Annotated in this window: 16 protein-coding genes; 8 read left to right on the top strand and 8 right to left on the bottom strand. The window is 39.2% G+C overall.

Annotated features, from left to right (window positions below; all coding sequences use genetic code 11):
* The first annotated feature begins 211 nt into the window (after nucleotides 1-211).
* Nucleotides 212-1,279 (top strand): alpha-xenorhabdolysin family binary toxin subunit A, encoded by a 1,068-nt coding sequence (locus VB654_RS11810; RefSeq protein ID WP_323213957.1) that lies wholly within the window; start codon nucleotides 212-214, stop codon nucleotides 1,277-1,279.
* A gap of 134 nt (nucleotides 1,280-1,413) precedes the next feature.
* Complete coding sequence (locus tag VB654_RS11805; protein ID WP_323213956.1) at nucleotides 1,414-3,831, top strand: hypothetical protein; 2,418 nt, start codon at nucleotides 1,414-1,416, stop codon at nucleotides 3,829-3,831.
* Between the two features lie 197 nt (nucleotides 3,832-4,028).
* On the opposite strand, the gene VB654_RS11800 is transcribed toward VB654_RS11805, so the two are convergent.
* Nucleotides 4,029-6,233: a tetratricopeptide repeat protein gene (locus tag VB654_RS11800; protein ID WP_323213955.1), complete on the bottom strand. Its 2,205-nt coding sequence runs from the start codon at nucleotides 6,231-6,233 to the stop codon at nucleotides 4,029-4,031.
* Nucleotides 6,234-6,493: 260 nt separating this feature from the next.
* On the opposite strand from VB654_RS11800, the gene infC reads away from it, so the two are divergent.
* Nucleotides 6,494-6,988, top strand: a complete 495-nt coding sequence (infC, locus tag VB654_RS11795; RefSeq protein WP_323213999.1) for a translation initiation factor IF-3 — start codon at nucleotides 6,494-6,496, stop codon at nucleotides 6,986-6,988.
* A 283-nt stretch (nucleotides 6,989-7,271) separates the two neighbouring features.
* Here infC and VB654_RS11790 read toward each other — a convergent pair whose 3' ends face one another.
* A complete protein-coding gene (locus VB654_RS11790; RefSeq protein ID WP_323213954.1) occupies nucleotides 7,272-7,562 on the bottom strand; it encodes a hypothetical protein in 291 nt (96 codons plus the stop codon).
* A gap of 302 nt (nucleotides 7,563-7,864) precedes the next feature.
* On the opposite strand from VB654_RS11790, the gene VB654_RS11785 reads away from it, so the two are divergent.
* The 4 genes from VB654_RS11785 (at nucleotide 7,865) to VB654_RS11770 (ending at nucleotide 11,567) form a co-directional block, all read left to right on the top strand.
* Nucleotides 7,865-8,182, top strand: a complete 318-nt coding sequence (locus VB654_RS11785; RefSeq protein ID WP_323213953.1) for an RNA-binding protein — start codon at nucleotides 7,865-7,867, stop codon at nucleotides 8,180-8,182.
* 433 nt (nucleotides 8,183-8,615) lie between these two features.
* The gene (locus VB654_RS11780; RefSeq protein ID WP_323213952.1) at nucleotides 8,616-10,664 is read left to right on the top strand and encodes an FAD-dependent oxidoreductase; all 2,049 of its coding nucleotides are present in this window, start codon (nucleotides 8,616-8,618) and stop codon (nucleotides 10,662-10,664) included.
* Nucleotides 10,665-10,907: 243 nt separating this feature from the next.
* Nucleotides 10,908-11,234 (top strand): ATP-dependent Clp protease adapter ClpS, encoded by a 327-nt coding sequence (gene clpS / locus VB654_RS11775; protein ID WP_323213951.1) that lies wholly within the window; start codon nucleotides 10,908-10,910, stop codon nucleotides 11,232-11,234.
* A 9-nt stretch (nucleotides 11,235-11,243) separates the two neighbouring features.
* Complete coding sequence (locus tag VB654_RS11770; protein ID WP_323213950.1) at nucleotides 11,244-11,567, top strand: DUF2103 domain-containing protein; 324 nt, start codon at nucleotides 11,244-11,246, stop codon at nucleotides 11,565-11,567.
* A gap of 36 nt (nucleotides 11,568-11,603) precedes the next feature.
* On the opposite strand, the gene VB654_RS11765 is transcribed toward VB654_RS11770, so the two are convergent.
* The 5 genes from VB654_RS11765 to VB654_RS11745 all read right to left on the bottom strand — a co-directional run bounded on the left by VB654_RS11765 (nucleotide 11,604) and on the right by VB654_RS11745 (nucleotide 15,742).
* The gene (locus VB654_RS11765) at nucleotides 11,604-11,915 is read right to left on the bottom strand and encodes a hypothetical protein (protein ID WP_416235682.1); all 312 of its coding nucleotides are present in this window, start codon (nucleotides 11,913-11,915) and stop codon (nucleotides 11,604-11,606) included.
* A 221-nt stretch (nucleotides 11,916-12,136) separates the two neighbouring features.
* The gene (locus VB654_RS11760; RefSeq protein ID WP_323213948.1) at nucleotides 12,137-13,003 is read right to left on the bottom strand and encodes a hypothetical protein; all 867 of its coding nucleotides are present in this window, start codon (nucleotides 13,001-13,003) and stop codon (nucleotides 12,137-12,139) included.
* Between the two features lie 2 nt (nucleotides 13,004-13,005).
* The gene (locus VB654_RS11755) at nucleotides 13,006-14,070 is read right to left on the bottom strand and encodes an AAA family ATPase (RefSeq protein WP_323213947.1); all 1,065 of its coding nucleotides are present in this window, start codon (nucleotides 14,068-14,070) and stop codon (nucleotides 13,006-13,008) included.
* A 92-nt stretch (nucleotides 14,071-14,162) separates the two neighbouring features.
* Nucleotides 14,163-14,633, bottom strand: a complete 471-nt coding sequence (locus tag VB654_RS11750) for a molybdenum cofactor biosynthesis protein MoaE (protein ID WP_323213946.1) — start codon at nucleotides 14,631-14,633, stop codon at nucleotides 14,163-14,165.
* Between the two features lie 119 nt (nucleotides 14,634-14,752).
* The gene (locus VB654_RS11745) at nucleotides 14,753-15,742 is read right to left on the bottom strand and encodes a putative 2-dehydropantoate 2-reductase (protein WP_323213945.1); all 990 of its coding nucleotides are present in this window, start codon (nucleotides 15,740-15,742) and stop codon (nucleotides 14,753-14,755) included.
* Nucleotides 15,743-16,069: 327 nt separating this feature from the next.
* Between VB654_RS11745 and VB654_RS11740 the strand changes: the two genes are divergently transcribed.
* Nucleotides 16,070-16,405: a hypothetical protein gene (locus tag VB654_RS11740; protein ID WP_323213944.1), complete on the top strand. Its 336-nt coding sequence runs from the start codon at nucleotides 16,070-16,072 to the stop codon at nucleotides 16,403-16,405.
* 546 nt (nucleotides 16,406-16,951) lie between these two features.
* On the opposite strand, the gene VB654_RS11735 is transcribed toward VB654_RS11740, so the two are convergent.
* A partial coding sequence (locus tag VB654_RS11735) for a CHAT domain-containing protein (RefSeq protein ID WP_323213943.1) occupies nucleotides 16,952-20,037 on the bottom strand: 3,086 nt, incomplete at its 5' end.

Genomic DNA, 20,037 nt, shown 5'->3' with positions numbered 1-20,037 from the left:
ACCAGTGGTACTGTTTATTAAAATGGCACTTTACTATTAATTCTCCAGAAAAGAGACGCAAGAACCGAATTTACCAACTTGTGTGTACATAGTAGCGGGGAAAGTATGTCAAGTTATATGACAAAATTCAATATTTTCGGGAAAGTATGTAGATTCATCATGTAGTCTTATTTTATACAATTAAATCAAATTGACGTTGAAGGTAAAAACAATGACCGTTACAACAGTAGATATTGGACCAAAGCAACTAGCAGAAAATACTACATCGGCACCAGAAGGGTTTGTAATTGACAGTGAACAGTTGTTTCAAGTGCAGTTATTTGTTGCGAATGCCTTGGAATTACCCATTACCAAAGACAAAATGCAATTTGATGACATTCGTGAAGCTTACAGTTTAATTCACAAGCATTGTAGCGAATGGCAAAGCGATATTTACCCAAGTATTGTCAGTTTAGCAACTGATATTTATGACTACGGTACTTCTGCTCAAACTATATATGGTGCAATTGGAAAACTGGCAACTCAAATATCAGAAAGTGATGATATGTCACTAAGTTCTCCAGAAGTGAAAAAATTTTACAGGCTGGTGGATAATTTGATAGCTAAAGCTACAGATTATGAACAAAGAGCGATTAAGGTTTCCGATGATGTCACAAGATTTAGTAATTATTGTCACGATCATGATAGAAATTTAGACAAATTATATGTAGTGTATGAAGCTAAATTTATTGGCAATAATCAAAAAATAAAAGAGCTACAGAATCAAAAGAAAGTACAAGAAGACAGATTAGCAAAAGCTAATGCTGATTATCATCATTATGTTGTAGTTGCGGCAACAACACCTACTTATATGTGGATCCCTTTAGTTGGCTGGATTGCTGGTGGTGTAGTGTTAGGAATTTATATAGATAGAGCTGTCAAAGCTAAAAACGATGCTGAAGATGCTGCTAGACAGATTGTTGATTTAATTCAAAAACTCAGTGATGAAGTAAGGGTGGTTTCTGAGATAGAAAAAGCTAAAAAAGGTGTACACGATATTGATAAACAGCTAGAAACTGCATTAGAAGCTCTTGGTAAAATTCAATCTGCCTGGAGTGCGATCGCAGCTGATTTAACAAAATTGAAAGTATTGGTAGCAGATGTCATAGCCCATCATAATAATTTGATTGTTGCTGACATTTATATTGATGACGCTATTCTTAAATGGAAGAATTTAGCAGAGAAAGCTGATACTTATCGCATGAAAGCTTACGCAAACTTCTTGCCAAAAACTGCATAAATAAAACCAAGTGATAAATGTGGGATTGATTGCTACATATATGCCAATCTCATATTTTTTGCTATATCAGATCATTACTGATATAGTTAATAATTTCCATGCCAAAAATAAGTTAAATAGAAGTAGAAAAACCCATGTCAGAATTATCATCTTTACCAGGAAATGTAGTCACACAATGGGCATCGCTCTATCAGGATTTAGAGGATCACTTTCATATTCCTGGAATTACTGAGATCATAACAGAGCCACAGCCTGTTATGCGTCAAATGTTTGTGAATCTTCCCCAAGCGATTGTTGACATTAAGGCAAAAAATATTGATTGGAAGGTACTGACTATTTATGCCGATGTTGTCAAAATTCCCCAAGACTACCGTTTGCAACTAGAAGGAAATTCCATCATCATTATTGCCAGACGCATAGAAGTAATTGACAAAGCCGAAATTGTTTTAAAATTTCCAGATAAACAAGCAGCATCATTAGTTATTTACACGAATGAAGTGGGTGGTTCTCTCAAAATCAGGGCATTACTCAACCAAGAAACTAATCCGTTATGGACTGAGGAAATTAATCAAGTTACTTCTCTGGGATTTAGAGTTGCATATCGAGAAGGAAAAGTTTCTAAAACGGATCTAAATTCTTTTCCTGCCAATATGCGGACAATTCAATCTGAATTATACAAGCAGCTGATTATAAGTTTTCAATATGCGACAATCTTAGCTGAATCCAAAAAGGATATTGCTTGTGCTATCCTCGCATGGATAAAAAAAAGCACCTCGACCTGGCTAGAAATGCAAGAAATATTCTTGCAAAGTTCGGCTCTGTTATTAGATTTAAAAGCTGCATCTGGTAATGTACCTTTTGTTCCTTACCTCAGTCGTTCTCAGTATCAGGAATTGAGTAAAGCTTTTACTGATGCCGCAGAAAGTTTTGAACTGGAATATGATAACTTTCGCAATGCCAACTTGGATCTTATCCAGCGTCATAAATCAGCATCTTTGATGCTTGGCTACTTTACAGATACAGAAAATTTCTCTCAAAAGTTGATAGACCAGGCTCACGATAATTTAGTTAATGCCAAGCAGAGTTTTAGTGCCAATATTAACCGGATATCTGTCCAAAAAGACAAGCTGGAAAAGTCCAAAAAGGTGTTTGAAAAAGGGTTAGAAGAATGGAAAGCTAAAAAACAACGGGAAGTTACTTTTGAGAGTATTAAAGCATCCGTCGAAATTGCTGCTGCGGTGATTGGATTAGTAGGTAGTGTCACAATAGTAGTAGTTGGTGTTGTAGGAGTAGCAGCTGGTGGTGCAGGTGTTCCCGTTGCGGCTGCGGGAGTTGCAGGTGCAACCGGAAGTATAGCTGCTATTGGTGTAACTGTTGCAAAGGCAGCTCAAGGTGCAAGTGCGATCGCCAAAGTAGCAAAAGCACTAGAAATAATTATAAAAGTTGTTGAAGTTTTGGATAAAGCTATCGAAGCGATAGCCAAAATTCTCGAAGTAGTAGAAACTATTGAGAAAGCCATTGATAAAAGTGATTTACTCAAGCAGATTGACCAACTCACAGATTTATCAAACCCGAATTTAGAAAAGTCTGATGATATCTCTTGGTCTGTCTTTGAGCAAGAAGTCAAAGTAGCACTAAAAATGCCTGTAGACGAAAAAGTTAACGGTGCTATTGAGTATCTCAAAGAACTCCACGTTTTAGCAATTTATGGTAAAGCAATCAACACAAGTCAACGCACATTTATAGAATTAACGCAACAACTTGTGCGGCTAAAATTAGAAAAAGAAGTTAGTGAAAAGCAAGTTAGCCGCATTCAAAGTTATGTCAAAGAATTGGAGGCAGGCAAGCAGCCAAATGAGGAAATGATGCAGTTGTTGTATCAAAGATATTTGAATGTTAAAAGATGGCTGTTTGTGGCAATCGAAAATCATAACGCTGCTTACAAATACTGGGCTTTACGGCAGCCAAGTTTCGTCCCATCAATTATGAAGAGAGTTTCCGAACTTAAAAAAGATTTGGCAACTATTCAGAATGATTTAGTATCAGCATTAAAGCGTTTCGATCCCCGACCCCAGGACATGGAGGAAATAACCTGCGTGCTATCAGACCCGGAAATGCTAGAGATATTTAAAAAAACTGGAAAAATAACTTGGAATATCTCACTAGCTCAACCGGAATTTGAAGGCTGTAATCGTGTTCGCATTAGGACAGTAAGAGCCTGGATTGATGGTGCAATTTCTCAAGCATTAGCTCCCTCAAAATTTGCTCCCATTACTGTCTCACTTTCGACTTCTGGTATTTTTTATGACCGTTATAAAGGTCAAAAATACGAATTTATGGCGACACCACTCCAACGCCAGTTCAAATACACAAGCACAAATAATATAATGATTGACGGTGAAGATGCTGAAGAAAATAAGCATGACTATTATCAGCCAACTCCCTTTACTACCTGGATAATTTCATTACCCCAAGCAAAAAACGCCGGAATAGACCTTAAAGGTGTTTACCAAATTAGGTTAGAGTTTAAAGGCAGTTTAATTGCTGAATAAATATAGTATTGATTATATGAAGGCAGCTTGAAAACCCTTAAGATTAAGTTTTGGAGGAAAGTGGATAGAAAAAGTTAACCGTCCAAAACTAAGGGGAAAGCTGGAATTTCGGTTTCGCCTCTACTCCCCTCTCCTTATCTTCGCGTAGCGTCTCCCTTGAGGAGAAGAAGAGGGACTGGGGGGTGAGGTTCTATATTCTATTTCGATATCAGTTCCTTAAAACTTTTATCATCAGCAATTTCATCAAAATCAATATCAAATGCTGCATCTTCTTGATATCTGGGATTCAGTTCAATTGCTTGTTGCAGATTTGCCAAGGCTAATTTAAGTTGTCTTTGCAGTGCGTAACAAGCGGCTTTATCATAATACGCACTTGCATAGTTGGGATTAATTTCTAATGCTTTGTCAAAACTAGCGATCGCCTCATCATCTTCTCCTAATCTTACCAGAGCATAACCGCGTTTATCCCAGACTTTGGCAGAGTTGGGATTAATGTCTATAGCTTGATCAAAACTAGCGATCGCATCCTCATATCTTTCTAATTCTATCAAAGCCAGACCACGATTCAACCAAGCCACCGGATCATCAGGTTTCACTTGGGTAGCTTTATCAAAAGAATCGAAAGCTTTTTGCTGTTGTCCTAGTTTACCAAAAGCCACACCGCGATCGCACCAAGCCTGATGATAATCTGGTTGAATTTCAATAGCCTTTTCATAGTCAGCGATCGCATCTTTGTAGCGTTGCAGTCTTCCTAGAGTTAAACCGTGTTTTAACCAAGCAACATGATTATCAGGTTCAGCTTCTACTAACTTATCATAGAGTGCGATCGCCTCTTCATATTTTCTTTGAGCAAATAACTCGTCTCCCTCTTGGAGATAATCATTAACTAACTCTGACGGTGGTGGCTGAATTTCTGGAATTTCGGCCTTTTCCACAATAGATAGCGACTGAGTATTTACCAACTGTTCTGGAATTTCTACCTTTTCTGCAACAGATGACAGTTCAGCATTCATCAACTCCTGCAAAATTATATTCTTGCGTTCTTGAGCATCTAACTGCAACTCAGAAAGTTGAGCCACAAAATCCGTCTCTAATTTTTCTAACTTTTCCAGAATTAACAACTTTTGTTCTTGAGCATTTAATTGTAATTCCGAAAATTGGTCAGTAAACTCAGAACCTGATGCTTCTAAATTGGCAATAATAAGCTCTTTATGTTTTTGAGCATCAACCTGTAATTCCGATAATTGAGAAGCAAAATCTAACTGTAATTTTGTTAAATTTTCCAAAATAATATCTTTTTCTTGCTGAATCTCAGACTGTAATTCCGCTACTTTACATTTAAATAAATTCTCTAATTCTCCTAAAGTTGCCAAGGTTTTATCTTTCTCCTCTTGTGCATCTCCCCGCAAACTTCCTAAACTCTCGAAAATACTATCTTTGTGTTGCTGAGTTTCCGATTCTAATTCTGATATTTCTGATTTAAATAAATTCTCTAATGCTCTGACATTTTCTATAATCTCATTCTTTTCTTGTTGAGCATCCACCTGTAAATTTTTGAACATTTCCCCAGTCTTATCCTGATTTTGCTGAGTTTCAGACTGTAAGCTAGAAAGCTGGGCAATAAATTCAAGCCTAGATTTTTCTAAATCTTCCAGAGTTATATTCTTTTGTTGTGCAGCTTCAAACAGCAATTCATCTAGTTTATGGTTAAAATCAGAGTTTAACTTTTCTAAAGTTTCTATTGTTTTATCTCTTGTTTGTTGTGCTGACAATTCTAATTGAGATAATTTTATAACAAATTCGGACTCTAAATTTTCTTGAATATTTTGAATTTCTGTTTTCAATCCTGCCAAAATATTATCTCTAGACTCCAACAATTCAGAAGTCAAATTAGCTAAATTGTCTTGTTCTTTTTTAATATTTGCTTGCAAAGTCGCAACTTCTTTTTCTAATTCCCGATTTACCTTTTTCGATTCTTGAATTAGATTTTCAGCATCTTGCTTCACAATAGTTAGCTGGTTTTGTAAATTTTCCACTCCCTGTAGTTGCTTCATGGCTCGATGAACAATTTCACGAATTGCCACTTTTCGCAACAACCAGAATAAAGCAATTACCGCCACAGGAAACAGACTCAATATCACCAACCACACATTGAATAAAACAATCGTACTATTCAAAGGTTGCGCCCCAACCGGTGGGACTTGCTCTTGAGTCGGCTGTTGTGCTTGCAACTGAGCCAATCTTCCCGGCTGCTGATGAAATAATATCTGAGTAGTATTTAGTTCAGTGGAAACGGATGGCCTAGTTTCTCCACTAGCAATACCAGCAGACAGTAGCAAGGGCGAAAAGACAATAGCGCTTTTCAATACTAAAGAGAGGACAACTTGATTTTTGCGCTTCATAAGAACCATCCTGATTCTTGGGTCAGTTTTTGAAGTGGCTTGCCTATCTCCAATCTATACCAGAATTTAATTCTGTCCGAATACTTTATGGCGTGCAAGTCTGCAAAAATATAGAAACGCACCCTAGCAGATTTTTGTCTTTCGGCATTTCAGCCCCAAAAAACTTAATATTTCATAGCAAATGACAGAAGAAGGACAGTGATGATTGTGTTACCTTAGTATAGTATTGCTGGCACAGAAAACTAGTAAATTAAGAGGCAATCATTATCGTAGTCAAAAAACAACTAATCAACTCGCAAATCAAGTCAAATCAAGTCTACTTGATTGATCATGAGAATAATAACCGTGGTCTGGTTGACACTTCCGAAGCTCTACAGCTAGCAGAAAGTGTAGACCTTGACCTGGTTGTAGTCTCCGAAAGCAAAGACACACCAGTTGCGAAGATTATCAACTATGGTAAGCTTCAGTATCAAAAGAAAAAACGTCAAACCCAGAGTGCTAGACCCACAGTCAAGGAAGTTCGATTCCGTCCAAACGTGGGTATAGCTGACTATAATTTACGTATTGAGCAAGCGACGCAATGGTTGAGTAAAGGCGATTCCGTCAAGTTTGCTATACGTTTGCGAGGTCGAGAACATCAACATCGCGAGCAAGCTGGAGAAATGCTAGACCGCATTGTCGCTGCTTTGAGTGAAGTAGGTAAAGTCCAGTCACTGGATAAACGCTCACTGATTGTTCAAGTCGTTCCTGCTTAAAATAAGCTTTCAGGGATATCTTTTAACTACAGAAAACAAAAGCTGTACATAAGGAACGAGGTTAAATCACCAAAATCCTTATTGGTCGCAGCTTGTATAAAGAAAAAGTAGTCAATCGGAGAAGGCGCAAGTGAAATCAAATGCTGTTGCTTGGTTCGAGTCAGCCAGGAAGCAGATGATTCACTTGCCATATCTGTAGGGGTAGTTTAGGAATTTCCCAGAAGAAATAAAGGCTCCAACTTACAACCTTGAAATAACTAGGTTTATATTCCAGAATCAGCAATCAGGACTCAACAGACTCATCAGAGATGGATTCAGATTCGCTTTCAGGTTCGGTTTTGACACTAACTGGCGGTTTAACGGGTTTTGGACCACGTGCCAAGGCAGGATTAACTTTTTGCCTAGTATCATCTTTTAAAGATGATTTTTTACCCGTGTTAGACGAGCGATTAACAACTGGTTTCAAGCTTTTAGACTGAGATTCTACAGGAACCATAGAATCGGAATTTTCGGAACTGTTGTCTGTAATTGCTTGGGATTGACGTTCCGATTTCTTGATTGGGCGTTCTACCATTGTTAATTTTTATAAACTTATCTGTATATTACATTGGTTTGGTGAGAACTTGTGAAAAGTGAACTGCTAAGTAACATAACGCTTATGCGAAGTACCAAAGGCAGACACAACTTAAGAAGTTAATCATATTTTAACTATCTACTATATACAGATAGTTAGCTTGTGTGTAATCTTAAGAATATTAGGATTTATTCGGTGACAGTATTTGTTTTGAGTATTGACAGGTATTCCCTTTTGGTATCTACAAATTTAATTCTCCGAAATTTAAATCTATACACAGTAATAATTTTGGAGACAATCCGATGTCGATTTACGTAGGCAACCTTTCTTACGAGGTTACAGAAGCGGATCTCAGTGGAGTATTCGCTGAATATGGCACTGTTAAGCGGGTTCAAGTACCTACTGACCGTGAAACAGGCCGGATGCGTGGTTTTGCTTTTGTGGAAATGGAAAGTGAAGCAGAAGAAACAGCTGCCATTGAAGCCCTAGATGGTGCTGAATGGATGGGTCGCGGACTAAAAGTGAATAAGGCTAAACCCAAGGAAGACAGAGGTTCCTTTGGTGGTGGTAACAGAGGAGGAGGATATGGTGGTGGAGGTGGTGGTCGTAACCGCTACTAAACTTCATAACTAAAAAATTCATTTAGGGAATTACTAAATATCAATTAGCCAGTATTTGTAGTGGACTGACACAGCTAATGTTGTGCATAACCATAAATATTGTGGGGTAAGCTCTCTAGTCTGCCCAAAACAGGCAAGATTCCTGTTCCACAAGAGAAACATAATGCAATACTTTAAGCTTGTCATGCCATTAGGGTGTTTTACGGCATTGAGTCTCAGGGTTTTGCCTGTGTAGTCGCGACTGACCGTCGCCCGGTGCAATATCTGAGCCTACAAGCTAGTTATTTTGTTAGTGGGAATTTCCTTAACGTGTAAAAAAGTCAGGTTTTAAATCTGGCTTTTTTTGCGTAACTATGGGGTGAACTTGTGATTAACATTTGTCAGATGCTACCGTCTACACATCAATGATAGGAGTTAAGGACTTTCTCTCACTATGAAGCGTAGACATAAATTAGCATACAGCCTGACATCACTAATCAGTGTCAGCTTAATATCTCAATTGATGGCACCTGATTCTACCATTGTTGCCGCACCACCCAGAAACCCAGACAAAACCGTAATTTGTGAGATATTAGTTGTGGGTGGTGGACTTTCTGGTGTCGCTACAGCTTACGAAGGTTTACTAGCGGGGCGCAAAGTTTGCCTCACAGAAATTACCGATTGGTTAGGAGGACAAATTTCTTCCCAAGGGACATCTGCATTAGATGAACGCCCCACCCAGCGCAGTCGCCAATTTTATTCTCGTGGCTACTTGGAATTGCGAAATCGCATTGAACGCAAATACGGTAAACTTAATCCTGGGGACTGCTGGGTAAGTGACTCTTGCTTTTTGCCTCGTGATGCTCATACCATCATGACTCAGATGCTCAAAGATGCACAGAAAAAGGGTAGAGGCAAGTTAGAATGGTTCCCAAATACGGTAATTAAGGATTTAGAAATTACATCTTCTACAGTTGAGGGTGGTGGACAATTAATTAGTAATGCTATTGCAATTCAACATCAACCAGCAAAAGGCGCACCACCTCATAACACCTTCACTTTATCTCAAACTATAGAAGATGCTTATAGCTACCAAAACTCATCTAGGTTCACAAAAAATATTATTCGCTTAGTTCCCCCAAAAAGCCAAGGAAACGCCCCAAAATGGTACGTTGTTGATGCCAGCGAAACAGGGGAAATCATCGCCCTTGCTGATGTTCCCTACCGCTTGGGTATTGACCCTCGTTCTCATTTGGAACCTTCTTCTTCCAGCGTCCAAAATGATCCTTATTGTACCCAAGGCTTTACTTACACTTTTGCAATGGAGGCTACCAAGGAACCGCAACCCCAGAAAATGCCACCATTTTATTTACAGTATTCTCCATATTTTAGTTATGAATTACAGCGACTGGCAAACTTTGACTTAGTTTTCACCTATCGCCGCATTTGGAGTCCGCAACAGGGAGAACCAGCAACATTTGGAGGTGTAAGATTTTCAACACCCACACCAGGGGACATTTCTATGCAAAACTGGACTTGGGGTAACGACTATCGCCCAGGAACTGCCCAAGATAACCTAGTTTACACGCGCCAACAGTTACAAGCTACTCAACAGTTGCAGCCAGGTGGCTGGATGGGAGGACTGCGGACAGAAAGCCTCCGCAAAGGTGAGGAAATTTCACTTTCGTATTATTACTGGCTAGTAGCTGGGACTACAGATTCTCAACTAGGAAAAGGTGTAAAGCAGCAACACCCAAATCATCGTTTTATCTCCGGCTTAAATTCCCCTATGGGAACAGCGCACGGCTTATCGAAATATCCCTATATGCGCGAAGGACGGCGGATTATTGGCCGTCCCAGTTGGGGACAACCAGGAGGGTTTACGATTTGGGAAACTGATATTTCTCGCCGCGACTACAACGATGAATATTATCGCCAGACACTTCCAGCCGATATGTACCGGCGATTACAAGGAACCCTTGCAGGCTTAGAAGCAGTATCCGTAATTATAGGTAAAAAGCCACCTGAACAAGTAATGCGGCGGACTCGTTCGACTATTTTCCCCGATGCTGTCGGTATTGGTCACTATGCCATAGACTTCCATCCTTGCATGGAAAAAAGCCCTCCAGAAGCGGCTGGTAACAGAGAGCGTCCTGGAGAAAGGCGCGGTGCTGGTCAAGCTTATCCCTTCCAAATTGCCCTCAGAGCCATGATTCCCCAGAAAATCGATAATTTGATTGTGGGGGGTAAAAGTATTGCTACCAGTCATATTGCGGCGGCAGCCTATCGGGTACACTCATTTGAATGGTCTGCTGGTGCTGCGGCGGGAACTACTGCGGCTTTCTCTTTAAAAAATCAAGTTGCACCTTATCAACTGGTAGAGAATTTACCAAGACCAGCAGCACAATTACAAGCTCTCAAACGTCTGTTGCAGCAAAATGGCAACCCGACCGCTTTCCCTGATACTTCGATTTTTAACGAAGACTGGGAGAATTGGCGTTAGGGTTAGCAAAATTGTTACAGCACCAAGGGATTGAAAATAGCGTCTTCCCAGATGAAAGGCCGCCTACGTGGGTTAAAATATTTTGATTCCTAGTCCGCGCAGGCGAACTTAGTTTGTATAGCCGTGATTTCTAATCGCCAGGGCTAGTAATTGCTCATGCTCCCCATTCCCTACTCTCCAGACAATAGACTAGACTAGTTATTTATAGTGTAGTTTTGTAAAATTCTGTTGGCTCACTGTTTTATGGTTACAAGACTTTCAGCAGCTGTATATGGAGCGGGTACAGCACCAACTGTAGCTCCTGGAAAGACTACTCAAGTTGTCCGCAAGACTTATCCAAATTACAAGGTGATTGTTTTAAACGATGACTTCAATACTTTTCAACACGTGTCTGAGTGTTTGATGAAGTATATTCCGGGGATGACTGGTGATCTGGCTTGGGATTTGACCAATCAGATACATTATGAAGGGCAAGCTATTGTCTGGGTTGGCCCCCAAGAAATGGCGGAACTGTATCATCAACAGCTGCGTCGAGCTGGTTTAACAATGGCTCCTTTAGAAGCGGCTTAATTATTTATCATGGGCAAACCCGCAAAAGACGCTTCTGGCAAAGATGGCAGATTAGTCTGGAATCACTCAACTCATCTTTCTGGCCTGATCCCAATTTTAGAACGTCTCTGTCAGCAGGATGGTATTCAAACTGTCACCCCAGGTGTTTTAGGGCGGGCTAAAGGCCATTGTCCAAAAATGCAACTGCGTGTATCTGTACCGATTCGAGGTGGGTATAAAGTTATAGCGCGTCAGGGTAAGACTGTACAAGAGGTTTTTATCCTGACCACTTTAGATCAGGATAAATTTAAAGATACGATCGCGATCGCCATGAGAATTAAATCAGCCTCATAGTCCATTGTCCATTGTGCATCGATTGTTGACTATTGGCTATTCTTCCACTTGGCGCACTGAAAATTTGTGTAATGGCAAACTGAGGACACAAGAAAAAGTTAAGAAATATGACAAAGCGATAGTCATTTTTACAGACATGAGCAAAGTTTCCCAGTCCGGCAAAATCAATTTTTCTAGCCCAAAAGCACAACAGTAAACCAGCCAGTAAGAGAAGCTCATTCTAAAGAGAATTTTCTCTGTTTCTTCTAGATTATCTTTTGGCTGTTTGCGATCCCAAAGTAATAGCAGACCAGCAATACAAGCAACAAAGGATACAGCAACTACAAATTCGTGGCACATTAAATTCATTGAATGCATTTGCGTTGATCCAATACTTTCCCGTTGAGATTCAGTCTAAAGGAATATTCTCACGATACCCAAAATATATTTACAAACTGCAATAGATCACTGGAATTAAGTTTAAGTAATGCAACGAAAGTTTGAGTTAAATTAAGTTCACTAATTTCAATAATTTTTAATTTAAATTAAATACTTTTGTAAAGCAAGTCTACGCCCGTTAAAGTTTAGTTTTATTGAAGAGAGCTAATTCGGTCTTGTAACTCAATCAAATCGGGATATTGATTAACATCAATTTGATTCAAAGCCCAATCAAAAAACTTGTCTAGAGCAATATATTGAGATTTTTGTCGCTGCATCGCTTTTTGAATATCCTTACCATGAAACCAGATCAAATACTGCTTCTGTGTCCAAAATTCCTCTTGGCAAAACTGCTGCTGATATACAGCAAGGCTTTGTTCAAATCTATCTGGAGTGACAGTTCCAACAGCCTTTTGAAAGCGGTTAATTAATTCTACAGCTTGACGTTGACAGTCTTGAAGAGCAAGTGAGGAAGGGAGTTTACCACTTCCACCTGTCCATGTTGTTTTGAGTTGATGTCGAGTTGTACTTGATTGTAATAAATCAGCTAATGCCCATCTTACTGTTTGATAATCTTGCAAGCTGATTGCAGCTTCTTCCATCCAAGCTGAAATTCCTTCCAATCCTGGTGAATCTCCATGTCCCCATTTGGAAGTGGGATTGTCTCGTTTTTCTATATATTTTGTGTGCCAATAGTTATGAATTAAATCGGCGTTTAATAAATAATTTTCGATACAAGCACGATGGGTAAGCATCATGGAATTGAGTGGTATTAATGCAGTATTACAAGTAGGTTTAGCGTCAAAATCACGATCGCGAAAAATGATATATTGTTGATTTGTCGCTCCCTCTTTAGAAAAATAACCCTGAACAAAAACCGAAAATGTAAACTTACTACCAGAGGGAACAATTGTAGGCTTATTTGTTAAAACGTTTTCGACAACTCTATTCAGGAGTCTAAAATCTAAGCTAGTTTGCTTGCCCTCACAGAAAATAATTTTGCCTCTAACAACACTCACAATTACACCTCTAACCTTTTAATATATGCTTCAGGCACTAATTGCTCTATGTAATCAGAGTGGGTTGTAATGATAAACTGATTATTTGTGCCTAACTTGGGTAAAGCTCTCAGCAATGCCTGTTGCATTGGTGGATGTAGATGCAACTCAATCTCATCAATAAGAATGATAGAGTTATGAATATTCCAACTAGCAAAGTCCACTAGCATTGGAAAAATAGCACGTTCACCCCCGGACATTTCAGAAATTTCATACTGGTTTTTACCGTCATATAAATAAAACCAGAGTTCACTGAAGATATCGTCCACATTCTCTCGCGGAACTGGTCCTTCAAAACTTCGTTCTGGAAAGACTGCTTTGTAAGTGCGTTCAATTTGGGCGTATAAATCCTTTTGTCCTGGACGTAGATTGCGAATTTTACGCGTTTCTACATCTTGATGGAATTGTCGCCATTTAGAAAGGCGATCGCGCAAAAGGTCTTCTGTGATTTCAACTTTACGATCTGGATCTTCTGTAGTCAGGCTAGTTGAAGTTCTCTGTTCTGTGTACCAAAGAATTGTACCCACTCGTTCAAATACTGAAAATCCTTCAGCACGCAGTAATTGTTTAGCGTATTCTCTTCCTTTAAATTGAAATAATTCAGCAGCACTATCTGCTTGAACACGTCCATCTCGCCATTTTAGGGTAACAATATGCTTGTCAGCAGGAAGCTGCAAATAATCACGACCCATATCTTGTAATTTCTGTTGAAATTCTTGCACAGCTTGGAGTTCACCAGATGAGAATTGCACTTGTACATTTACCTCTGGCTCAAATCCTCTCCAGTTACTTCCAAGCAGTTCATAGTTAAATCCTGCCCATTCTAAATCGGAAGGTGCTTTTAAGCGTCCAGTTGCTGTGCCGAGAGTAGAAGCGATCGCTTGTAAAAGACTTGTTTTTCCAGCACCGTTCATACCAATGAGAACAATAATATCTTGCGCCAACCCAGTTTCTTGATCTGTGAAATCGAATATTGGAGAAGACCGGAATTTCTTAAAATATTTTAGTTGTAGGGATTGAATTTTCATATTGAGATTCTCCTAAATAGGAGAAACAGTAATTGAAAACAGGATGAGTTTTCACGTAGTTAGCTAAGATTGAATTCACCTAATAAATATCACTAATGCTCACAAGCAGCAATACTTACCCAGGTGCTAGAACCATCAGCCCAATGTTCTTTTTTCCAAATAGGTGCATTATGTTTAAGAGTATCAATAGCATAACGACAAGCTTCAAAGGCTTCGCTACGATGCGGACAACCAACTGCTACTAAGACGCTGATTTCTCCTACTTGCAAACGCCCGACGCGATGATAAATTACTACCCGCTTCACATCAGACCAAGTGGAACGAAGATCAGCCGCAATTTGATAAAAAACTCTTAATGCCATTGGTTCATAAGCTTGATATTCTAAAGCAATTACAGGTTGTCCATCAGTTTGATTGCGAACCATTCCACTCATTACGACTACCGCACCATTGGCTGCGTCGTTGGCTTTGGCGTAGATTTCTTCTAGGGATAATGGTGCAAAGGTGATGGCAAAACTATCTTCGGTTTTTGGTTGAATTGCTGGGGTGAGTGTATTGGACATGGTAGTTTCACGCAGAGGCGCAAAGAAAGAGAAAGAGTTAAGCAATGAGATTATAGCGGTTTTCATAAAAGTGCGAACAGTGTCGATAGCTCAAAGCCTTGAAGTAACTGGCTTTATACTCAGCACTCAGCACTCAGCACTTTGCTATAAGCCAGGATATTTCTTTTATTCAGAAATTTTAGTTGATGATATATACAGCTAATTTGCGGTAAATTTACACCTGTTGCTTGGGCTTTTTTTAAGGGATTTCCCAAAATTGCTTCTACTTCTAAGGGTCGGCGTTCATCATAGTCAATTTTCATGCTGGTACGGTAAGGTTTCATTTTGAGAGTGTAATTCAGCATGGTTTGAATGAAGCTATCAGGAATAATTCGGCCGGAAGTTTTCGCGCCAGCTGCTACTTCGTTCATCAATTTTTCAACTAATTTCCGAGTGTCAGCATCAGCCATTAATTCGTCTGTTGTCGCATTGAGAATTACAGACAGCCCATTGTAGGGTATATTCCACACCAGTTTTTGCCAACGCGCCAGCAATAAATCTGCGGCTAATTCGATGGGAATACCAGCATTTTGAAAATCATCAGCAATTTGCTGCGTCCTAGCTGTAATTGGATGAGGTCTATATTCATGGGTATATTCACCCAAGGTAATTTTTCCATAATCTAAGTGATGAATATGCCCTGCTCCCACTTTATTGGAACACAGAAAACATAACCCACCGATAACTTGAATATTGCTGACAATTCGGGCAATATCCTCTTCTATACCCAAACCATTTTGTAATACTAAGACTATCCCACTATTTTTAACCACGGGTGGTAATAATTTTGGTAGTAAATGATTTTGAGTCGTCTTCAGTGCCACGATGACTACATCACATTTTGGCATCTGGTTAACATCTTTATAGGCATTAACTTGCGGAAGGGTGAAATTACCATCTTTTGATTCGACAAATAAACCAGATTGACTGACGTGTTCGTAATCACTCTTGAGGAAAAAGTGAACATCTAAACCAGATTTTTGCAATTTAGCGCCATAAAACCCACCTAATGCACCAGTTCCGAGGATGGCGTACTTGCGATCGCGGAGTAGTCCGAAGGAATCGTACATTTCTTATATACAGGATTCTCTGAGAATGATCATAAAGCGATGTCTGAACTCCCTATCTACAGTTTACTTTTTGTAATAATATTTTAAGCTATTACACAATAATTTAATAATTGGTAAATAAAAAATACTCCCATTTGATGAAATTTTGCCAACTCAATGGAAAATTTGCTGATGATTACTATAAACATGATGAGATTTTTTTTACGAGTTTAAATTATGTTACATAAGTAGAGTCATCACTTTAGCAATGTGTTAAGGTAAATTCAAATGTCTGAAAATATGTTTATTTCTTATTTTTAAGATATTGACATTAATCATACCAAATTGATGCTTGATTTCAACGCCTTAGCTGAGTTCTCCCGTACCAATTGCACAGGTATTTGTGCATTTCTTGTCCCAGCAAACATAATTGCCACATCGTTGACAATTATCCTCACAGTAATGGGTCGTCCAATACATCAAGTGTGGAAGTCTGTAGGATTTGCTACTATCTTCGCTTTAGTGATGGTAATGCACGTATTTACTTGGTTTATAATTGGCGTGGTCATGTTGCCTACTTATATATTGTTGTCTCTAGCCATCAGCTGTTTGTTGACTAATTTTGTAGCCATCCTTTGGCATAAGTACCAAGTTCGGCATAATAGTCAGACTCAAAACGCTTAAAATCTGCACCTAAATATTTATGGTTGGCTTTTGGGTAATAATTTGCCCCGCTTCAGGATATTCAAAAATTAGGCGTTACTGAATTGGAATCTGAAATGCCAAAATAACATTTCTTTAATTCTTGTTCTCTGCGCCTTTGCCAGAAAAAATTTATTCTCAGTTTAAATAGCTAAAAATAGAAGATCCCCGATTTCTGCAAGAATTCAGGGATCTAAAGCTTTCAGGAATTATAGCAACGCCCAAAGAGGTTAGGACATTTTTGATTGCTGAAAGCCTTAATGTAGGAGCGGGTTGATTGAAATTATTATTGGTAAGTAAGTCGGCGTGAAAAAACCAAACTATGTAAAAATAAGTAAATACGGAGAAAACATCTACCAAGGTGATTGAGATATGGGCGCTCGTTTGAGGGTATTTTTAACTCGTAAGCAAGATAAATCTGTCATAGCTTGCGTGGCGTAGCCATACCCGCCCCTAATTGTTTTCTACTTAGAACTCAGAACTCAAAACTCAGCACTCAGCACTCAGCACTCAGCACTCAGCACTTTGCTATATCCCGATAATTGTGTATGCTGCCCAGTAGTAAGGATGAGTATAAAGTTTCTTATCAGGAACCATCTTACTACTTCTATATAAATATGTGGCTAAATAAGCTTTATTTTTGAAATCATCGGGGTTTAAATTATTTAGTAAGTCTTCATACCATTTTGTTAGTTCAAGTGCAGTTAATTCTTTCAGCCATAATGTTGCTTCAGCTAAGGCCATAACTGGCGAATTATTTAGCTGTAATCTTCTATAAAACTCAATCATTACTAAAGTATTGGTAGATGATTCTACAGTCCATAGGGTACTTACCACATGGGGTACTCCCCCAGAGATAAAGCCACGGGCGAAATCCATATATTCGGTAGTAATGTTCTCGGTTTTATTTCTGGCTGTTTCACAAGCCGAAAGTGTCACCAATTTGTAACTACTGAGATTCTGTTTGCAGATTTGTTCTAAGTTTATTTTATCTTCATTTACTAATATTAAGGCTGATTTTTTTGGTTCACTGTAGTTGTTAATTACTCGACCAGCAAAATGAAAAATATTATTATGATCAAATAAGGCATTTAATACTTGATTTTTGGTAGCGTTAGATCCCTGAATGCGTTGGGGATTTGTGAACATCTGACTAATAATTTCAGATTCCAATTTGGCAAATTTTAATGGCGAAGCATTTGTGCTGTTGGGGTACTCAATACTCAGTAACATTTGGTATGATAATTGCCATACACTTTCAGCTTTTACAGATAAACCTTTTTGTACACTGGGTAAATAGCTAATAGTAAAATTATTTGCTGGTTCTGACTGGGAGGGCGAAGAAATATTAAAAAGAGTGTGGAGAGGCAATAAATGTAAGTCGCGGTGAGGAATTAAAATCAGTTGGGTGATGTCTTCCAGTTCTTGTGTAATTGTGGAAATTTGGAGGATGTCTTTTAATTCCAATAGCTTTTCTGCCATATCCACTCGCCAAGGATGGTTATTTTTGCTGTGTTGGTCTTGGGCTTGACTAATATATTCTGTGTATTCCTGCTGCCAGTTTTCCAGCCAATCTTCAAAGTCAATTAAACGCCTCACAGCTTCTGGTAGAGGAAATTCATGAACATTCTGGTCGTTTTCTTGTAAGTCTATTGTGCCTATATTTTGTATGGGAGTAAAAACTAAAATGGGTGATGGAGCCTGGTCTTTAATAATGAAGGTATGTAAAGCGACTGGGCTAATATGCCAGTAAATAATTGCTGTGTGGGGATTGAGGAGTTGTTGAACTGAACTGTAGTAGTGTGAATAAATTTGTTCATGCCAATCAGATAGTAGCCAAGTTAAGCAAGAATTTTTGCCTTGTTCTGCCATTTCCCAGGCTTCAACCAAGTCGCCGTACTCTACGGCTAAATCAACTTCTAATTGACCAATTCCGGCAAATTTGAGAGCCAGCTGTTTTTTACTGTCATCAGAACGAGTTGATTCTGTTAGTAGTTGAGCTAATAAATCTGCGGCTAATTGCTGTAATTCTTGTGCTTGTGCTGTTTGACCTATACCCAAAAGTGTTTTAATCAGAGATTGTAAAACTTCTAAATGCAACTCGGTAAAGTCTCCGGTTGACAGGGTTAACAGGGCTTGATCGTATGCTGCTATGGCTTGACACCAATAATTACGAGCTGTTGCAGATTTCCGACCTTGGTCGTAATAAGTATTACCCTTTGCTATGTGCAGTCTTCCCCAACCTTCTGGGTGAGTATCTGGACGAATATGTTTTAATCCTTCTTCTAGGCTGGCTATTTTACCCTCATAGCCGCCCTGTTGTAAGGAAGGATTTTGTTGTGTGGTGGTGCTAGTTAAAGAATTTAAGGGTGTTTGGTTAGTTAAATGACCAGCAGCTGTGCCTCGACCAATCCAAGCTTCCCAATAGTCAAGTTTAATTTGTAAGGCGTTGTCGTAGGTCACGATCGCTTCCGCAAATCTGCCTAAATTCAACAGGGCTACTGCTTGGTTGTACCAAGCTAAGTGAAAGTCGGGTTTAATAGCTATGGCGTTGTGGTAAGAGGCGATCGCTTCTTCTTTTTGTCCTAAGTTATCTAAGGCTATCCCCCGGTTATACCAAGCTAAGTATAAATCTGGTTGTGTTGCCAAGGCCTGATCCCAGGAGGCGATCGCTTCTGGCCAATTTCCTAAGCTAAATAAGACTACACCCCGGTCAATCCAAACTTCGTGGAAATCTGGTTGAATCTCAATGGCTTTGTCATAAGAGGCGATCGCGTCTGTATATTGCTCACTGACAGCGAAGGCTATGCCTCGGTAATACCAGTTTTCTGGGTCTTGTGGTTCCAGATATAAGGCTTGGTCATAACTGGAAATTGCCTCGCCAAGTTGACCTAATTTTAATAGTGCTAAACCCTTCCGAGAAAAAGCTTCAGGATTTTGGGGCTGAATTTCTATGGCTTGATTTAAAGAGGCGATCGCTTCTTCAAATTGTCCTAATTCGCCTAAAATTCCCCCCCGGTTATACCAAGATTTGTAGTGATTGGGTTTAATGGCTATGGCTTCGTCATAAGAGGCGATCGCTTCGGCAAAATAGTTTAAATGAAATAAAGTCAAACCCCTGTTAAACCAATATTCATGGGAATGAGGGTTCATTTCAATAGCTTGGTTATAAGAAGCGATCGCTCCTACCAAATCACCTGTTCTAGCTTGCTGAAGACCTTGATAAAACCAGTCCTGCGCTTGAACATTCGGTTGATTAACAGTAATAGCTGGTATCCGATTAGTTAGTGACAGATTAGCGGCCAGCTGCTGCACTAAAGTAGTCCTTTGATCCAATTTCACTAACTCATCAGAGGTATCCATATTCCCCAAAGACTGCTCCCCATTTTCAGGAGAAGATATGATTGCTGCACCAGATTCTGATTGAATGTCCTCAGATGTTTGTGATTCCAAATCCCATAACAGTTCGCTTAAATTGCTAATGACATCTTCATCAGGTGGCGTGACGAGGGATGATGCGGTGATTGCAGTTTGTTCAACTGAATATTCCCAGATCAGTTCTGCTGTATTCTCCGCCAATGTTTCCGAAGGAGAATCAACTTGGGGTGGTGCTG

Origin of the sequence: Nodularia sp. UHCC 0506 (assembly GCF_034931045.1) — a bacterium.
GTDB lineage: Bacteria > Cyanobacteriota > Cyanobacteriia > Cyanobacteriales > Nostocaceae > Nodularia.
Note: the sequence above shows the minus strand (reverse complement) of the source record. Positions and strands in the feature narration are given on the sequence as shown.

Bases quoted from the DNA above. Each gene is read 5' to 3' on its own strand.
- VB654_RS11765 (WP_416235682.1), bottom strand. From the start codon at position 11,915: ATGAATTTAATGTGCCACGAATTTGTAGTTGCTGTATCCTTTGTTGCT.
- VB654_RS11800 (WP_323213955.1), bottom strand. From the start codon at position 6,233: ATGAAGCGCAAAAATCAAGTTGTCCTCTCTTTAGTATTGAAAAGCGCT.
- clpS (WP_323213951.1), top strand. From the start codon at position 10,908: ATGGTTACAAGACTTTCAGCAGCTGTATATGGAGCGGGTACAGCACCA.
- VB654_RS11805 (WP_323213956.1), top strand. From the start codon at position 1,414: ATGTCAGAATTATCATCTTTACCAGGAAATGTAGTCACACAATGGGCA.
- VB654_RS11780 (WP_323213952.1), top strand. From the start codon at position 8,616: ATGAAGCGTAGACATAAATTAGCATACAGCCTGACATCACTAATCAGT.
- VB654_RS11770 (WP_323213950.1), top strand. From the start codon at position 11,244: ATGGGCAAACCCGCAAAAGACGCTTCTGGCAAAGATGGCAGATTAGTC.
- VB654_RS11755 (WP_323213947.1), bottom strand. From the start codon at position 14,070: ATGAAAATTCAATCCCTACAACTAAAATATTTTAAGAAATTCCGGTCT.
- VB654_RS11790 (WP_323213954.1), bottom strand. From the start codon at position 7,562: ATGGTAGAACGCCCAATCAAGAAATCGGAACGTCAATCCCAAGCAATT.
- VB654_RS11810 (WP_323213957.1), top strand. From the start codon at position 212: ATGACCGTTACAACAGTAGATATTGGACCAAAGCAACTAGCAGAAAAT.
- VB654_RS11745 (WP_323213945.1), bottom strand. From the start codon at position 15,742: ATGTACGATTCCTTCGGACTACTCCGCGATCGCAAGTACGCCATCCTC.
- VB654_RS11750 (WP_323213946.1), bottom strand. From the start codon at position 14,633: ATGTCCAATACACTCACCCCAGCAATTCAACCAAAAACCGAAGATAGT.
- VB654_RS11740 (WP_323213944.1), top strand. From the start codon at position 16,070: ATGCTTGATTTCAACGCCTTAGCTGAGTTCTCCCGTACCAATTGCACA.
- VB654_RS11785 (WP_323213953.1), top strand. From the start codon at position 7,865: ATGTCGATTTACGTAGGCAACCTTTCTTACGAGGTTACAGAAGCGGAT.